At 41.6% G+C, this 17,085-nt stretch carries 16 protein-coding genes and 1 other annotated feature; all 16 genes read right to left on the bottom strand.

Annotated features, from left to right (window positions below; genetic code table 11):
* Nucleotides 1-261: 261 nt before the first annotated feature.
* On the bottom strand, nt 262-3,861 hold the full coding sequence (gene rpoC, locus ACFVSH_RS05780) for a DNA-directed RNA polymerase subunit beta' (RefSeq protein ID WP_144553522.1): 3,600 nt from the start codon (nt 3,859-3,861) through the stop codon (nt 262-264).
* Nucleotides 3,862-4,045: 184 nt separating this feature from the next.
* A complete protein-coding gene (rpoB, locus tag ACFVSH_RS05785; protein ID WP_192207440.1) occupies nt 4,046-7,615 on the bottom strand; it encodes a DNA-directed RNA polymerase subunit beta in 3,570 nt (1,189 codons plus the stop codon).
* 238 nt (nt 7,616-7,853) lie between these two features.
* Nucleotides 7,854-8,459, bottom strand: a complete 606-nt coding sequence (locus ACFVSH_RS05790; RefSeq protein ID WP_387604888.1) for a class I SAM-dependent methyltransferase — start codon at nt 8,457-8,459, stop codon at nt 7,854-7,856.
* A gap of 197 nt (nt 8,460-8,656) precedes the next feature.
* A complete protein-coding gene (gene rplL, locus ACFVSH_RS05795) occupies nt 8,657-9,016 on the bottom strand; it encodes a 50S ribosomal protein L7/L12 (protein ID WP_048677872.1) in 360 nt (119 codons plus the stop codon).
* Nucleotides 9,017-9,078: 62 nt separating this feature from the next.
* Complete coding sequence (gene rplJ, locus ACFVSH_RS05800) at nt 9,079-9,579, bottom strand: 50S ribosomal protein L10 (protein ID WP_192207438.1); 501 nt, start codon at nt 9,577-9,579, stop codon at nt 9,079-9,081.
* A gap of 39 nt (nt 9,580-9,618) precedes the next feature.
* Nucleotides 9,619-9,769: a sequence feature (ribosomal protein L10 leader region), on the bottom strand.
* 46 nt (nt 9,770-9,815) lie between these two features.
* Complete coding sequence (gene rplA, locus ACFVSH_RS05805; RefSeq protein ID WP_192207437.1) at nt 9,816-10,511, bottom strand: 50S ribosomal protein L1; 696 nt, start codon at nt 10,509-10,511, stop codon at nt 9,816-9,818.
* Between the two features lie 104 nt (nt 10,512-10,615).
* Complete coding sequence (gene rplK, locus ACFVSH_RS05810; RefSeq protein ID WP_034305057.1) at nt 10,616-11,041, bottom strand: 50S ribosomal protein L11; 426 nt, start codon at nt 11,039-11,041, stop codon at nt 10,616-10,618.
* 174 nt (nt 11,042-11,215) lie between these two features.
* Nucleotides 11,216-11,749: a transcription termination/antitermination protein NusG gene (nusG, locus tag ACFVSH_RS05815; RefSeq protein ID WP_048677866.1), complete on the bottom strand. Its 534-nt coding sequence runs from the start codon at nt 11,747-11,749 to the stop codon at nt 11,216-11,218.
* A 247-nt stretch (nt 11,750-11,996) separates the two neighbouring features.
* A complete protein-coding gene (gene secE, locus ACFVSH_RS05820) occupies nt 11,997-12,179 on the bottom strand; it encodes a preprotein translocase subunit SecE (RefSeq protein ID WP_076372883.1) in 183 nt (60 codons plus the stop codon).
* 50 nt (nt 12,180-12,229) lie between these two features.
* A complete protein-coding gene (gene rpmG / locus ACFVSH_RS05825) occupies nt 12,230-12,379 on the bottom strand; it encodes a 50S ribosomal protein L33 (protein ID WP_192207436.1) in 150 nt (49 codons plus the stop codon).
* Nucleotides 12,380-12,579: 200 nt separating this feature from the next.
* Entirely contained in the window at nt 12,580-13,212 is a 633-nt protein-coding gene (sigH, locus tag ACFVSH_RS05830) for an RNA polymerase sporulation sigma factor SigH (protein WP_094246690.1), read from the bottom strand.
* Nucleotides 13,213-13,297: 85 nt separating this feature from the next.
* Nucleotides 13,298-13,807 carry an NYN domain-containing protein gene (locus ACFVSH_RS05835; protein WP_034305067.1) on the bottom strand — a complete coding sequence of 170 codons (510 nt, stop codon included), beginning with the start codon at nt 13,805-13,807 and terminating at the stop codon, nt 13,298-13,300.
* A gap of 4 nt (nt 13,808-13,811) precedes the next feature.
* Nucleotides 13,812-14,555: a 23S rRNA (guanosine(2251)-2'-O)-methyltransferase RlmB gene (gene rlmB / locus ACFVSH_RS05840; RefSeq protein WP_260288185.1), complete on the bottom strand. Its 744-nt coding sequence runs from the start codon at nt 14,553-14,555 to the stop codon at nt 13,812-13,814.
* Complete coding sequence (locus ACFVSH_RS05845) at nt 14,552-14,974, bottom strand: Mini-ribonuclease 3 (protein WP_076372889.1); 423 nt, start codon at nt 14,972-14,974, stop codon at nt 14,552-14,554. Before ACFVSH_RS05845 ends, rlmB begins: the two co-directional genes overlap by 4 nt.
* A 3-nt stretch (nt 14,975-14,977) precedes the next feature.
* A complete protein-coding gene (cysS, locus tag ACFVSH_RS05850; RefSeq protein ID WP_260288184.1) occupies nt 14,978-16,375 on the bottom strand; it encodes a cysteine--tRNA ligase in 1,398 nt (465 codons plus the stop codon).
* Nucleotide 16,376: 1 nt separating this feature from the next.
* Entirely contained in the window at nt 16,377-17,027 is a 651-nt protein-coding gene (gene cysE, locus ACFVSH_RS05855) for a serine O-acetyltransferase (protein ID WP_387604877.1), read from the bottom strand.
* Between the last annotated feature and the right edge of the window lie 58 nt (nt 17,028-17,085).

A 17,085-nucleotide genomic window follows, 5' to 3' on the forward strand; every position in this document is an offset into this window, starting at 1 on the left:
GGAGCACCTTTGCTATAGTATCATTATTAGTCGGATACTGTCAACTTCTTTCAAAAAAATAATTCAAGCAAAAGGTTTTCCTTACATCATTCTATTAAGAATATCAAATTACCTAATCTGAATATATCAAACCCTCATACTGCTTTTCAGTCAGCCAAGAGTAATAAGAGAGACCAGCTCAATTAACTCTGATCCTTCAGCTCCAATGGGATACAGGAGTGGAGGTTTCAGTTTAAATTATTGAGCTGGTCCTTTTTTCCTTTAATCCACGGTTACGGTATCGGCACTTTCGTCACCAACAACGACAGGGTTTGCTTTTCTGTATCTAAGCATTCCCGTTCCTGCAGGGACAAGTTTACCGATGATGACATTTTCTTTAAGCCCAAGCAATTCATCACGTTTTCCTTTTATTGCTGCATCAGTCAAGACTCTTGTTGTTTCTTGGAATGACGCGGCAGACAAGAAGGAATCCGTTTCTAGAGATGCTTTTGTGATACCTAGCAATACAGGGCGTCCTGTAGCCGGTAATTTGTTGGTCAGCAATGCATCAGTGTTTGCAGTAGTGAACTGGTTAACATCCAATAATGTTCCTGGAAGCACTTCAGTTTCACCTGCATCAAGCACACGGACTTTACGCATCATTTGTCTAACCATTACCTCGATATGTTTATCGCCGATTTCAACACCTTGCATCCGGTAAACTTTTTGTACTTCATGAAGCAGGTATTCCTGAACAGTAAGTACGTCTGTAACCTTCAGCAATTCTTTCGGATCGATGGAACCCTCTGTCAACTCTTCACCACGACGGACAGGTGTATCAACAGTTACTCTTAAACGCGCTGTGTACGGCGCAGTATACGTGCGTGATTCAACAGCACCTTGAACAACGATTTCCTGTTGTTTATCCCGAATTTCATTAATCGAAACAATCGTTCCTTCGATTTCGGAAATGACAGCTTGACCTTTAGGGTTTCTCGCTTCAAATATCTCTTGGATACGAGGAAGACCTTGAGTGATATCGTCCCCAGCAACCCCACCTGTATGGAATGTACGCATCGTCAACTGTGTACCAGGTTCTCCGATTGATTGAGCGGCAATAATACCGACTGCTTCGCCCACTTCAACTTCTTGACCTGTAGCCAAGTTGCGTCCATAACATTTTTTACATACACCATGGCTGGTATTACATGTAAAGGCGGAACGAATCCATGCTGTTTCAATTCCAAGTGATTCAATATAGTTAGCAAGATCTTCAGTAATAAGGTCGTTTTCAGCCACGATTACTTCATTTGTTTCTGGATGTCTGATCGCTTTTCTTGCATAACGGCCAATTAGGCGCTCTTCAAGATGCTCAATTATTTCAGTACCCTCTCTCAAGGCTGAAATTTTCAAGCCGCGGTCCGTTCCGCAATCGTCATCACGGATGATGACATCTTGTGCAACGTCAACAAGTCGACGGGTAAGGTAACCGGAATCGGCTGTTTTAAGCGCTGTATCGGCAAGACCTTTACGCGCACCATGTGTAGAGATGAAGTACTCCAACACGGTTAAACCTTCACGGAAACTTGATTTGATCGGTAATTCAATGATACGTCCAGCCGGGTTGGCCATCAAACCACGCATACCCGCAAGCTGCGTAAAGTTGGAAGCATTACCACGGGCACCGGAGTCACTCATCATGAAGATCGGGTTGCGTCGGTCCAGTGAGTCCATAAGTTTGGACTGAATGGTATCCTTGGCAGCACTCCAGATTGAAATGACGCGATCATAACGCTCATCCTCAGTAATAAGACCGCGTCTGAATTGTTTCAAGACGTTATCCACTTTGGTTTGAGCCTCAGTGATGATTTCTTGTTTTTCTTTTAAAACGACGATATCAGCCACACCAACGGTAATACCAGCTTTTGTCGAATATTTGAATCCAAGATCTTTCATCCGGTCAAGCATTTTGGATGTTTCGGTAATTTTAAAGCGTTTAAAGACTTCCGCAATGATATTTCCAAGAATTTTTTTCTTGAAAGGATCGATAGCAGGTTGGGCCTTAATCAACTCAGGGATATTAGCGCCTTTTTCCACAAAATATTTCTCTGGAGTTTTCGTTTCCAAATTATATCGTGTCGGTTCGTTAATATACGGGAATGATTTAGGTAAAATTTCATTGAAGATCAATTTACCAACAGTCGTAATGAGAAGTTGGCCGTTTTGTTCTTCAGTGAAAGTTTCATTATTCAGTGACGATGCATGTACGGCACAACGGGAATGTAAGTGTACATATCCGTTTTGGTATGCAAGCAATGCTTCACTTGTATCTTTAAAGATCATACCCTCACCGATAGCGCCTTCTCTTTCCAATGTTAAGTAATAGTTACCTAATACCATATCTTGAGAAGGTGTAACGACAGGCTTACCATCTTTAGGGTTCAAAATGTTCTGTGCTGCAAGCATAAGCATGCGTGCTTCGGCTTGGGCTTCAGAAGATAGAGGAACATGGACCGCCATTTGGTCACCATCAAAGTCAGCGTTGTAAGCTGTACATACGAGCGGGTGCAAACGAATTGCGCGACCTTCAACCAACGTTGGTTCAAATGCCTGGATCCCAAGTCTGTGAAGAGTCGGTGCACGGTTCAATAGTACTGGGTGTTCTCTAATGACTTCTTCTAATACATCCCAAATTTCAGGAGATAAACGTTCAATTTTACGCTTAGCGGATTTGATGTTATGTGCCAGGCCTCTTTGAACAAGCTCCTTCATAACGAATGGTTTGAATAATTCAATCGCCATTTCTTTTGGAAGACCGCATTGGTACATCTTTAAGTTTGGTCCGACTACGATAACGGAACGGCCAGAATAATCAACACGTTTACCAAGAAGGTTTTGACGGAAACGACCTTGTTTACCTTTTAACATGTGAGATAAAGATTTTAACGGACGGTTACCAGGTCCAGTTACCGGACGGCCGCGACGGCCATTATCGATGAGTGCATCGACAGCTTCTTGCAGCATACGCTTCTCATTTTGAACGATAATGCTTGGTGCTCCAAGGTCCAGTAATCTTTTCAACCGATTATTACGGTTGATAACACGGCGATATAAATCATTTAGGTCAGATGTGGCAAAACGTCCTCCATCAAGTTGAACCATTGGACGAAGTTCCGGTGGAATGACCGGAAGCACGTCAAGGATCATCCATGAAGGCTCATTTCCGGAGTTACGGAATGCTTCAAGCACTTCCAAGCGTTTGATTGCACGGGTTCTGCGTTGTCCTTGAGCTGTTTTAAGCTCCTCTTTCAACGACTCTACTTCCTTTTCCGTATCAATATCTTGCAAAAGTTTTTTAATAGCTTCCGCACCCATGGCAGCTTGGAATTTCTTACCGTATTTTTCACGGTATGTACGATATTCCTTTTCGGAAAGAAGCTGTTTCTTTTCTAAAGTTGTATCGCCCGTTTCAGTTACGACGTAAGATGCAAAGTAAATGACTTCTTCCAAAGCCCGTGGAGACATGTCAAGTACAAGTCCCATACGGCTAGGGATTCCTTTGAAATACCATATGTGTGAAACTGGAGCTGCCAGCTCAATATGACCCATACGCTCACGACGCACCTTAGCACGAGTGACTTCAACGCCACAACGGTCACAGACTACGCCTTTATAACGAACACGCTTATATTTTCCGCAATGACATTCCCAGTCCTTTTGAGGTCCAAAAATTCTCTCACAGAATAAACCGTCTTTTTCTGGCTTTAACGTACGATAGTTGATTGTTTCTGGTTTTTTAACTTCTCCATGGGACCAAGAACGAATCTTGTCTGGTGAAGCAAGACCAATTTTCATATACTCAAAATTATTAACGTCTAACAAGGGGCCTACCTCCCTTTTAATCTCCAGGTTTAACCCTTGATTGCCGTCAAATATCAGGCAATCTTACACCGGATGATGGTTGATTGAATCAATAAGGCTCTAACAAGGCAGCATGATCTTCAAATGAACATCTCGCTGCCAGTCAGAGCAGGTAATATATAACTAGATATGTTTATATTTAATTTTATTCTTTGACAGGTGCCCCTACTTCGGAAGCAACCATATCCTTAGTTTCTGAATCAAGGCTTAATTTGTCCGCTTGGTTGGCATCATCTTCATCTTCCAAATCACGCATTTCGATTTCACGATCTTCGGCATTGAGGATTTTAACATCCAATCCTAAACTTTGAAGCTCCTTAATCAATACTTTGAAGGACTCAGGAACGCCAGGTTCAGGGACATTTTCACCTTTGACAATCGCCTCGTACGTTTTAACACGGCCTACGACATCATCTGATTTAACGGTAAGGATTTCTTGTAATGTATAAGCAGCACCATAAGCTTCAAGTGCCCATACTTCCATCTCACCGAAACGCTGTCCGCCAAATTGCGCTTTACCACCAAGTGGTTGCTGCGTAACAAGGGAGTAAGGTCCAGTTGAACGCGCATGAAGTTTATCATCGACCATATGTGCCAGTTTGATCATATACATGACACCCACTGATACACGGTTATCGAATGCTTCACCTGAACGGCCGTCATAAAGGACTGTTTTTGCATCACGTGACATCCCGGCTTCTTCAATCGTACCCCAAACATCTTCCTCAGTGGCACCATCGAATACAGGAGATGCTACATGAATGCCAAGTGCGCGTGCAGCCATACCTAAGTGAAGCTCCAACACCTGACCGATGTTCATACGTGAAGGTACACCCAATGGGTTTAACATGATGTCTACTGGAGTGCCATCTGGTAAATAAGGCATATCTTCTTCAGGAAGAATCCTGGAGATTACCCCTTTGTTACCATGTCGTCCAGCCATTTTATCGCCTTCATGGATTTTACGTTTTTGAACGATATATACACGTGCGAGTTGGTTTACACCAGGAGGCAGTTCATCGCCGTCTTCTCTGTTGAATACTTTAACATCAAGAACGATTCCGCCGCCGCCGTGAGGTACACGAAGTGATGTATCCCTTACTTCACGTGCTTTTTCACCGAAGATCGCATGTAATAGACGTTCCTCAGCTGTCAGTTCCGTTACACCTTTAGGCGTGACTTTACCAACGAGAAGGTCTCCGTCTTTCACTTCTGCACCCACACGGATAATTCCGCGCTCATCAAGATTACGAAGCGCATCTTCCCCTACGTTAGGGATATCACGGGTGATTTCTTCAGGCCCTAATTTTGTATCGCGTGATTCAGATTCATATTCTTCAATATGAATGGAAGTGTACACATCATCTTTAACCAATCGTTCACTCATTATGATGGCATCTTCATAGTTATATCCATCCCATGTCATGAAGGCAACCAATACGTTACGGCCAAGTGCCAACTCACCTTTTTCCATTGAAGGACCATCAGCAAGGATTTCACCTTTTACAACGTTGTCGCCAACACTTACGATAGGGCGTTGATTATAGCACGTTCCTTGGTTGGAACGAATGAATTTTAATAGACGGTATTTATCAAGGTTTCCTTTTACTTGCTGTCCGTCAACTTCGCTTACCCTACGTACCCATACTTCACGTGATTCAACGTGCTCTACGATACCAGGGTGTTTACAGATTACGGCAGCACCGGAGTCTTTCGCTGAAACATACTCCATACCCGTTCCAACTCGAGGGGCTTCCGGTTGCAGCAAAGGAACTGCTTGACGTTGCATGTTCGCTCCCATAAGGGCACGGTTGGAGTCATCATTTTCCAAGAAAGGAATGCATGCTGTCGCAGCAGATACTACCTGTTTAGGAGATACATCCATGTAATCTACGCGGTCACGCGGAACAACGGTATTTTCACCGCGGAAACGTGCAACAACATCGTTATCAAGGAATGAGCCGTCATCTGACAGTCGTACATTCGCTTGGGCAACTACATAATTATCTTCCTCATCAGCTGTTAAGTAGTCGATTTGGCTTGTAATTCTGCCTGTTTCAGGGTCCACACGGCGATATGGTGTTTCAATGAAGCCATATGGGTTAACCTTTGCAAAACTGGATAACGAGTTAATCAAACCAATATTCGGTCCCTCAGGCGTTTCAATCGGACACATGCGGCCATAGTGGGAATAATGAACGTCACGTACTTCAAAGCCAGCACGCTCACGTGTCAGACCACCAGGTCCCAATGCCGATAGACGACGTTTATGTGTCAGTTCGGCCAACGGGTTCGTTTGATCCATGAATTGGGAAAGCTGTGAGCTTCCAAAGAACTCTTTAATGGATGCAATGACCGGGCGAATGTTGATTAGTTGCTGTGGAGTGATTGTATTCGTATCCTGAATGGACATTCTTTCACGGACAACACGCTCCATACGGGATAAACCAATTCTGAATTGGTTTTGCAGCAATTCACCAACGGAACGCAGACGACGGTTACCTAAATGGTCAATGTCATCCGTGATTCCCACACCATGCAATAAATTAAAGAAATAACTGATGGAAGAAATGATATCAGCCGGTGTAATGTTTTTGACCTGGTCGGTCACATAGGCATTACCGATGATATTGATCACTTTTTCGCCTTCAGCATCGTTTGGCGCAAACACTTTAATAGGTTGAAGAAGAGTTTCTTCCTCTACTACACCACCTGATGGATGGAATGTTTTGAATCCGATTCCACCTTCGATATGAGGCAGGATCCTATCAAGAGTCCGGCGATCAAGCATTGTCCCTTTTTCAACGATGATTTCACCTGTTTCGGGATCAATCAAAGTCTCTGCAATACGTTGTCCGAATAAACGGTTCTTGATATGCAGTTTTTTATTGATTTTATAACGGCCTACATTAGCTAAATCATAACGTTTCGGATCAAAAAAGCGTGATACTAAAAGACTTTTCGCGTTTTCGACAGTAGGCGGTTCACCCGGGCGTAGACGCTCATAGATTTCTAGTAATGCTTTTTCTACACTCTCGGTGTTATCCTTTTCAAGAGTGTTGCGAAGGTATTCGTTGTCGCCGATCAAATCGATGATTTCTTGATCTGTTCCGAATCCAAGGGCACGCATCAATACCGTGATCGGTAATTTCCTAGTGCGGTCGATCCGAACATACACAACATCCTTGGCGTCTGTTTCATATTCGAGCCATGCGCCACGGTTAGGAATAACGGTCGCAGAGAATCCAAGCTTACCGTTTTTATCCATTTTCCCATTGTAGTAAACACTCGGTGAGCGCACTAATTGGGATACAATTACCCGTTCAGCACCATTGATGACAAATGTACCTGTTTCAGTCATCAGCGGGAAGTCGCCCATGAATACATCCTGGTCTTTAACTTCCCCTGTTTCTTTGTTAACAAGGCGCACTTTCACACGAAGTGGTGCAGAATACGTAACATCGCGTTCTTTTGTTTCTTCCACAGAATACTTCGGCTCAGCTAAGCTGTAATCGATGAATTCTAACGATAAATTACCTGTAAAATCCTCAATAGGAGAAATATCCTGGAACATTTCCTTTAAACCTACATCTAGAAACCATTGATAAGAAGCTGTTTGAATTTCAATCAGATTCGGAAGATCCAAAACCTCACTGATTCTTGCATAACTTCTACGTTGGCGGTGTCGTCCATACTGAACAAGTTGACCTGTCAACTGATTCACCCCTTAAATCAAGCGTTATAAGGATCCATTTGCCTCGGAAAAGGAATCATTTCCATAGACAAAAAGAAAATGGTTTTTATTTTAAAAACCACTATTTCTCATAAAACGAACTATTATTTATATATTTTTTCCATATTATCCATTGATTATACATCAATGGTATAAAAATTGCATAGTTACGGAATTATATATATGCATTTTATAATACTAACATAGCGAAAATTTAGAGTCAAACCTTTTTGGATAATAGTATATAGTAACCTTTTTTCTTAACGGGCACTTCAACATTTCCAAATAATTGCTCCATTTTATCCATTGCGGATGGAGCCCCTTGTTTTTTTTGAATGACAACCCATAATTCTCCACCAGCTACCAAACTGCGATAGCCTTCTTCTAAAATTTCGTGGACTACACTTTTACCTGCGCGAATGGGAGGGTTCGTAAGAATCGCCGCGAATTGATTGGAGGCAACTTTGTCAAAACGATCACTTTCGTAAATCTTCACATTTGCGATTCCATTAGAAGCTGCATTCTCTTTTGACAATTCAACTGCCCGGCTATTTATATCAATCATTTCTAGCGTTCTATCGGGATAAGCTGCCGCAATCGATATACCGATTGGCCCATAACCGCAACCAACATCGAGAATATCTCCTTCCACAGCTTCATCAAGGTTAAAACTCTCAACCAAAAGACGCGATCCGAAATCAACTTCCTTTTTCGAAAAAACACCATTATCGCTTTTGAAGCGAAATGTACGTCCCTTTAATGTGAAATCCCAAAATTTCGGATTGCTTACGACATCCGGTTTATGTGAGTAGTAATGCTCTGTCAGAGTCATCTCCCCCTATCAGAAAGGAATATTGAAGATTTAATGAGAGAAGAGAATTGAAGAATGGATGCTTGCACGCCGGAATGTCCGAATAACGAAATCCTCTCGTTACCAAACCATTAACGGCCAGTTTCCGTCATTTCTTTAAAAATGAAGAAAAAAAGCCCGCCAGTGATAGCGAGCTTTTTGTTTATGCAAGATTACTTAACTTCAACGCCAGCTCCAACTTCTTCAAGTTTAGCTTTGATTTCTTCAGCTTCTTCTTTAGAAGCGCCTTCTTTGATTGCTTTTGGAGTGTTGTCAACAAGTTCTTTTGCTTCTTTAAGTCCAAGACCTGTAACTTCACGTACAGCTTTGATAACTTTGATTTTTTGATCTCCAGCAGATGTAAGGACTACATCAAACTCAGTTTTTTCTTCAGCAGCAGCGCCACCAGCAGCAGCTACAGCTACAGGTGCAGCAGCAGTTACGCCGAATTCTTCTTCGATTGCTTTTACAAGGTCGTTTAATTCTAAAACAGTCATATTTTTAACTGCTTCAATGATTTGATCTTTAGTCATTTTTATTTCCTCCTCGAAATGGTTGGTTTTTTTTGAATCAATAGGCTAGATAAGCGGTTAGCTTACGCGCCTTGTTCTTCTTTTTGCTCTGCAACAGCTTTTGTAGCAAGAGCAAGTCCGCGCATAGGTGCTTGTAGCACGCTGAGTAGCATTGAAAGTAGGCCTTCGCGTGAAGGTAGTTCTGCAAGAGCTTTAATTTCTTCAGCAGTTGCAACATTTCCTTCGATAACTCCGGCTTTGATTTCTAAAGCTTCATGTTTTTTCGCAAAATCGTTAAGGATTTTTGCTGGCGCAATAACATCTTCATTTGAGAATGCAATTGCGTTTGGACCAGTTAATGATTCGTTCAAAGCGCCAAGTTCAGCACTTTCAGCAGCACGGCGAGTTAATGAGTTTTTGTAAACTTTAAACTCAACGCCAGCTTCACGAAGTTGCTTACGAAGTTCTGTTACTTCAGCAACAGTCAATCCACGGTAGTCAACAACTACTGTTGATTGGCTTGAAGTTAACTTATCAGAAATCTCAGCAACGATTTTTTGCTTTTGTTCAATAATTGCGTTCATCCTTACACCTCCTGTAGATTTGCTTGAAAACATTTATACCGTTTCAAAGAAAAAGCCTTCATCTCTATTGCAGACATGAAGGCAGTAATTTCAAAAGTCATAGTCTAGGACTATTATTATCGAATTACCTCGGCAGGGAATTAAGCTCGTAATGAGCACCTACTGTCTACGGTACAAATAGTATTCATTTATTCACAACAAAACTTATTATAACAATAATAGTTTTGGTATGTCAATTATTTATTGAAAGTAGAAGGATCAACTTTCACACCAGGGCCCATTGTAGTTGTTACAGAAACGTTTTTCATGTAAGTCCCTTTAGCAGCCGCAGGTTTAACTTTTAATAATGTATCATAAATAGCAGTGAAGTTTTCCACTAGTTTAGCATCTTCGAAAGATACTTTACCGATTGGAGCATGGATGTTACCAGCTTTATCTACGCGGTATTCAACTTTACCAGCTTTGATTTCATTAACAGCTTTCGTTACATCGAAAGTTACTGTGCCAGTTTTAGGGTTAGGCATTAGACCTTTAGGTCCTAATACACGGCCAAGTTTACCAACTTCACCCATCATGTCTGGAGTCGCAACGATTACATCGAATTCGAACCATCCTTGTTGGATTTTGTTGATGTAGTCAGATTCGCCAACGTAGTCAGCACCAGCAGCTTCCGCTTCTTTTGCTTTTTCGCCTTTAGCGAACACTAATACACGTTGAGTTTTACCAGTACCATTCGGCAGAACAACAGCTCCACGAATTTGTTGGTCAGCTTTCTTAGGGTCTACGCCTAAACGGAAAGCAACTTCAACAGTCGCATCGAATTTTGCGAAGTTTGCTTTTTTAGCAACTTCGATTGCTTCAGTTACAGCATAAGCCTTAGAAACTTCTACAAGCTTAGCTGCTTCAAGATACTTTTTACCTTTTTTCGCCATGATATAAATCCTCCTAAATTGTGGTTTTAACGGAATGACCTCCCACGAATAAAGGTTGCGAGTATCAATCGCAACCCCGTAGAAACAAATAGCAATTACATGGATTAGTCTTCGATGACAATACCCATGCTGCGAGCAGTACCTTCAACCATACGCATTGCAGCTTCAACACTTGCAGCGTTTAGGTCAGGCATTTTAGTTTCAGCAATCTCGCGCACTTGATCACGCTTGACTGTAGCAACTTTATTACGGTTAGGTTCACCAGAACCAGACTCGATACCAGCTACTTTCTTAAGCAATACTGCAGCCGGCGGAGTTTTTGTAATGAATGTAAATGAACGGTCTTCAAATACCGTGATTTCAACAGGAATAATTAGACCAGCTTGATCTGCTGTACGAGCGTTGAACTCCTTACAGAATCCCATGATGTTTACACCAGCTTGACCTAATGCAGGACCGACTGGCGGTGCCGGATTCGCTTTACCAGCAGGAATTTGCAATTTAACCATTTTAATTACTTTTTTAGCCACGAGACACACCTCCTTATAAGTCCGTGATGTGGTAATAGGGTAATACCCTCCCACTCATCTTGAATTCTTTATCTATTAATAAAGAATGCTTGTATCGTTGAGGCCTAAAAATTGAAACATACTGACCTTTGAAATTTTACCACTTTCAAAAGGCAATTTCAAGTTTTTTTCCGTTTATAATTTTTCCACTTGATTAAAATCAAGTTCAACCGGTGTATCACGACCGAACATATTGACCAGGACCCTTACTTTCCCTTTGTCTTTATCAAGTTCTTCAATTGGCCCTGCAAAGGTTGCGAAAGGTCCTTCTTTAACTTGAACCGTGTCACCGATTTCAAAATCAACTTCGATTTTGCTTTCATCTACGCCCATTCGTTTAAGGACGACTTCAATTTCTTCCGGAAGCAATGCAGTCGGTTTTGACCCAGCTCCAGATGAACCTACGAAACCTGTTACGCCAGGCGTATTCCGGACAACGTACCATGAATCATCCGTCATGATGATTTCAACTAATACATAACCTGGAAATACTTTCTTTTTGGTCACTTTCTTTTTGCCATCTTTCACTTCTGTTTCTTCTTCTTCTGGAACTACAACGCGAAAGATCTTGTCTTCCATCCCCATAGTTTCAACACGTTTTTCCAAGTTAGCCTTAACCTTGTTCTCATAACCTGAATAGGTGTGAACTACATACCAATTCTTTTCCATGTGTTAGGACTTTAACGTCCTTCCCTCCCTGCAATCAATCATTTTCTTTATTAATCTTTATCTTTGAACGTTTTAGCCAAAAACCATACCGGCGTCATCCTGATTTAACTAGAAAATATTGTGATGATTCATATTACAGCAGTGCTCGATTTCGAGCTATTAAAAAAGACAAATTAAAAAACCCGTTTCCGGGCTTTTCTGCTGACACATATTATTCTATCACTATTATACCTTATTTTCGAATCTCTTATTCAATAACTAAGCGAATTAATTCGGAAATGCCCAAATCAACCACTGTAAAGAATAAAGCCATAAACAATACAGTCGTAACTACCACGATTGTATATTTAGTAAGCTCCTTGCGTTTCGGCCAGCTTACTTTTCGCATTTCGCGAGCGACTCCGCTGAAAAATTCGGTAAAACGTTTCATGAATGTACCTCCAAGCATTAGAAGCTTCTGTAAATCTATTTATAAAACGGTTATTTCGTTTCTTTATGAATCGAGTGTGAGTTGCACGTACTGCAAAATTTCTTGATTTCCAGTCGTTCGCCGCTTGTCGATTGTTTGCTCTCATAACTATAATTTCTTGTACCGCAATCATTGCATGCAAGAACTATTTTTTTTCGCATTAGATACACCTATCCTATCTACTATATCCATAAAACCTTATCACGGCTGTTTTTTATTGTCAATATCAAAGCGGGTTTCACCCATTAAGGACACCATAAATCAAAACATCGGTTACTTAACATCCATTAAAAATTTTAGTGAATAATAAACTTCCATGTGGAGAAGGGACAGATGAAATTAAGCGGAAAAAGCGGAGGGATTATAAACTGATTTCCCTTACTTCCAGATAGCGCTCGAGCTTTCTTTTCACCCGTTGAAGGGCGTTGTCGATTGACTTCACATGCCGGTTCAACTCTTCCGAAATTTCTTGGTAGGTTTGTCCATCCAGGTAAAGAGCTAACACTTTTCTCTCAAGATCACTCAGGAGCTCGGCCATCTTTAATTCGATATCGTCAAACTCTTCTTGGTTGATGATCAGTTCTTCCGGGTCCAAAACTTTCGTACCGGATATGATATCCATTAGAGTTCGGTCCGATTCCTCATCATAAATGGGCTTGTCCAGGGAAACATAGGAATTGAGCGGAATATGTTTTTGACGTGTTGCTGTTTTGATAGCTGTAATGATCTGCCTCGTAATGCATAGTTCTGCAAATGCTTTAAAAGAAGATAACTTATCCCCCTTAAAATCACGGACGGCTTTATATAAACCAATCATACCTTCTTGCACGATGTCTTCCTTATCGGCACCAATCAAGAAATAAGTCCTTGCCTTAGCTCTTACAAAATTACGATACTTTTGGATCAAATAATCCAGCGCTTCACTGTCTCCAGTGTGCACCAACCCTATCAATTCATCATCCTCAAACTGCAGATACTTTTCGTTCAGCTTCATTCCGAATTTGAGACCCACATTATATCCCCCTGACCTGACTCAGATAGAAATATTATACAGCAGGTAAATTTTACCCGTCAATGGTTCAAATTTTACCCCGGCGCCATTTTTCGAAAATTTCTGCCACTTCTTCACTTAAAGGAATTTTGGCCACGGGTCTTATAGTCGTTGTTTTTCTTACATCTTTCTTGATTTCACCTTGTATTTCTTCCATTTCAATAAGCAGTTCACGAGCGGATTTCCTTAGGGCCCCTTGGCCAAAGATCACCCACTGTTCCGTGAAGTCAGAGGTAGCCACTTGAATTTGCGTTTTGACATTATTCAGTTCAATGGCCATCTTTTCTATTCTTTCATCCGCAGTTTCATTTTCTTTTGTAAAAATTACGTCAACTTTGTGATTTTTGAATATGCGGGCAATTCCCTGAACATATTGAGCGTCAAATACGACTATTACACGGTATCCGGTAAATGCTTGATATTCTGCCATCATTTCTATCAGCCGATCTCTTGCAGCAGCAAGGTCCCGTTCTTTTAATTCTCTCAGTTCCGGCCAAGCTCCAATAATGTTATAACCGTCCACCAACAGAATATTCATTTCATCATTGCCCTAGAGGATTTCTTTTTCTATAAACCTCATACATCAATAAACCGGCCGCTACCGATGCATTTAACGAAGTTACTTGTCCTGCCATAGGGAGACGGATGAGAAAATCACATTTATCCTTCATTAACCGGGCCATGCCTTTTCCTTCGCTGCCGATAACAAGTCCGATAGGCATCTTTCCGTCCATGTTACGGTAATCATCGCTGCCTTTCGCATCGGTACCGACTATCCATACCCCTCGCTCTTTCAACTCTTCCACCGCTCTTGCCAAATTTGTAACGCGAGCTACCGGAATATATTCGATTGCACCCGTCGAAGCTTTTGCCACTGTCGCCGTCAAGCCCACCGCTCTTCTTTTTGGGATGATGATTCCATGGGCCCCGACTGCATCAGCCGTCCTCATGATTGAACCTAAATTATGCGGATCTTCAACTTCATCAAGAATCATGAAAAAAGGTGCTTCGTCCCGTTCAGCCGCTCTTGCGAATAAGTCATCCAGCTCCACATATTCATATGCAGCCACTTGTGCGATAACACCTTGGTGGATGCCTTCTGCCATTTGGTCAATTTTTTTCTTCGGTACGATTTGGACGAATACCTTCTTTTCCTTCGCCAGACCGATGAGTGGTTGCATAGAGCCTTTTTGAGAGCCCTCGGCTATCCAAATTTTATTAATATCCCGTTCGGAGCGAAGTGCTTCCAATACGGGGTTTCTGCCAATGATATATTCTTCGCTCATGGGTTACTCCCCTTTTCTTCTTCAATGTATTCAATGGATTTTTTGATGAGTTCTTCCATTCTTTCTTTTCGACCGGATAAATACAAAAATCCCATAAGTGCCTCGAAGGCTGTACTGTAGCGATATGTTTGCACATCTGTGTTCTTCGGTACCGTACCGGATTTTGCATTTCGGCCGCGCCGAACGACAGCGGATTCCTCTTCCGATAACCAATCTGACTCCAGGAAAAAGTGGATGATTTTATTTTGCGCTTTAGCAGCTACAAAAGATGTAGCTTTTTTGTGGAGCAGATTGGGCTTGACCGCTCCTTTTTGAATGAGGTGATGCCGTATATACGTTTCGTATACAGCATCACCTATATATGCTAAAGCAAGACTGTTCAGCATTTTTGCATCTACCTTACTATCGTAATGAAGCATTAATTACCCTCTTTTCCATCTTGTACCTTGAGGGGTATCCTCTAATATGATATTCATGTTTTTCAATCGATCACGAATTTCATCAGATAACCCAAAATTACGGTCTTTCCGCGCTTGAATTCTCTGCTGTATCAAGCCTTCAATTTCTTCATCCAAAAGCCCCTCTTCTTCAAGGGACAAACCTAGGACAGAAAATAGGATGCTGAATTTATCAAGGAAAGCATCAATCACTTCCTTGTCTGTGTTTTTCTCCATCAAGTAATAATTTGCCTGTTTGGAAAGTTCAAAGAGCATGGATATTGCATTAGCTGTGTTGAAATCATCGTCCATTTCCTTAATGAATTGTTCATGTAACTCATTCAGCTTCCCTAACCAAACATCATTATTCTCAGTCAATCCGTCACTAACTTGAAGGCGATGCTTTAAGTTTTGATAAGATGTCCTTAAGCGATCGAGGGACGCCTTTACATTTTCAAGCACTTCTTCACTATAATTGATGGGGTGACGATAATGTACAGATAACATAAAGAAGCGTAACACTTGTGGATCATGCTTCTGAATGATGTCATGCACAAGGACGAAATTGCCTAAGGACTTAGACATTTTTTCATTCTCAATATTTATATACCCGTTATGCATCCAATAATTCGCAAAGGGCTTACCCGTTAATGCTTCAGATTGTGCAATTTCATTTTCATGATGAGGGAAAGCCAGATCTTGACCTCCTGCATGAATATCGATTGTATCGCCCAAATACTTTTTGACCATTGCGGAGCATTCGATATGCCAGCCAGGACGACCCTTGCCCCATGGGCTTTCCCAAGATATTTCATCATCCTTAGCCGTTTTCCAAAGGGCAAAATCAAGGGCATCTTGTTTTTTCTCCCCTATTTCAATACGCGCCCCCACTCTCAGCTCATCGATGGACTGATGTGAAAGTTTTCCATACCCCTCAAACTTACGAGTTCGGTAATACACATCCCCTTCAGATTCATAAGCGAATCCTTTCTCAATTAATGCCGAGATGAATTCAATGATTGCATCCATGTTCTCCATTACGGTTGGGTGAGCATCGGCTTTTTTGCAGCCCAATGCCGACACGTCTTCAAAATAAGCCTTGATGAAACGCTCTGATATAGTTGGGACATCTTCCCCCAATTCTTTTGCCGCACGAATCAGCTTATCATCCACATCCGTAAAGTTCGAAACGAATTGCACATCATATCCACGGTAATCCAAATACCTACGAACGGTATCGAATACGATTGCCGGTCTTGCATTACCAATATGAATGTAATTATAGACAGTGGGTCCGCATACGTACATCTTCACCTTTCCCTCTTCCATCGGGACGAAGGTTTCCTTTTTTCTTGTAGCTGTGTTATATATTTTAATCGCCATATTATAGGCTCCTTTCCTTCTGCTTCTCTTCAGCCATCTTCGCTCTTAAGGCCCTGATTTCACTATCCAATTCCTTAAAGCGATCAGCAATTGGATCAGGAAGATCACAATGATTTAGATCTTTGTTGATTTTGATACCATCTTGAATGACCACTTTACCTGGAATGCCCACCACTGTGGAATTTGGTGGCACTTCCTTTAAAACAACCGATCCTGCACCGATTTTTGAGTTTTCCCCAACAGTGATGGAACCCAGCACTTTTGCTCCTGTAGCAATCAAAACGTTATCCTTTATCGTAGGATGACGTTTTCCCTTTTCCTTTCCTGTCCCCCCAAGGGTTACACCTTGAAAGACAGATACATTGTCGCCAATTTCACAAGTTTCGCCAATGACGATCCCCATTCCATGGTCAATGAAGAAGCGACGGCCAATCGTAGCCCCTGGATGTATTTCAATACCGGTAAAAAACCGACTGATTTGAGATACACTTCTTGCCAGGAAAAAGAATTTCTTCTTAAATAGTGCGTGAGCCATCCTATGACTCCAAATCGCATGTAAACCCGCGTACGTCAATATGACTTCCAAATAGCTGCGCGCAGCAGGATCTTGATCAAAAACCACTTCGATATCTTCTTTAAACATCTTAAACAAAATGATTCCCCCCTATGTTGCGTACTTTTCCAACATCCCCTTTGAAGCTTTTAAAGCA

Source organism: Peribacillus sp. NPDC058002 (genome assembly GCF_042886655.1).
Lineage (GTDB): Bacteria > Bacillota > Bacilli > Bacillales > DSM-1321 > Peribacillus > Peribacillus aracenensis.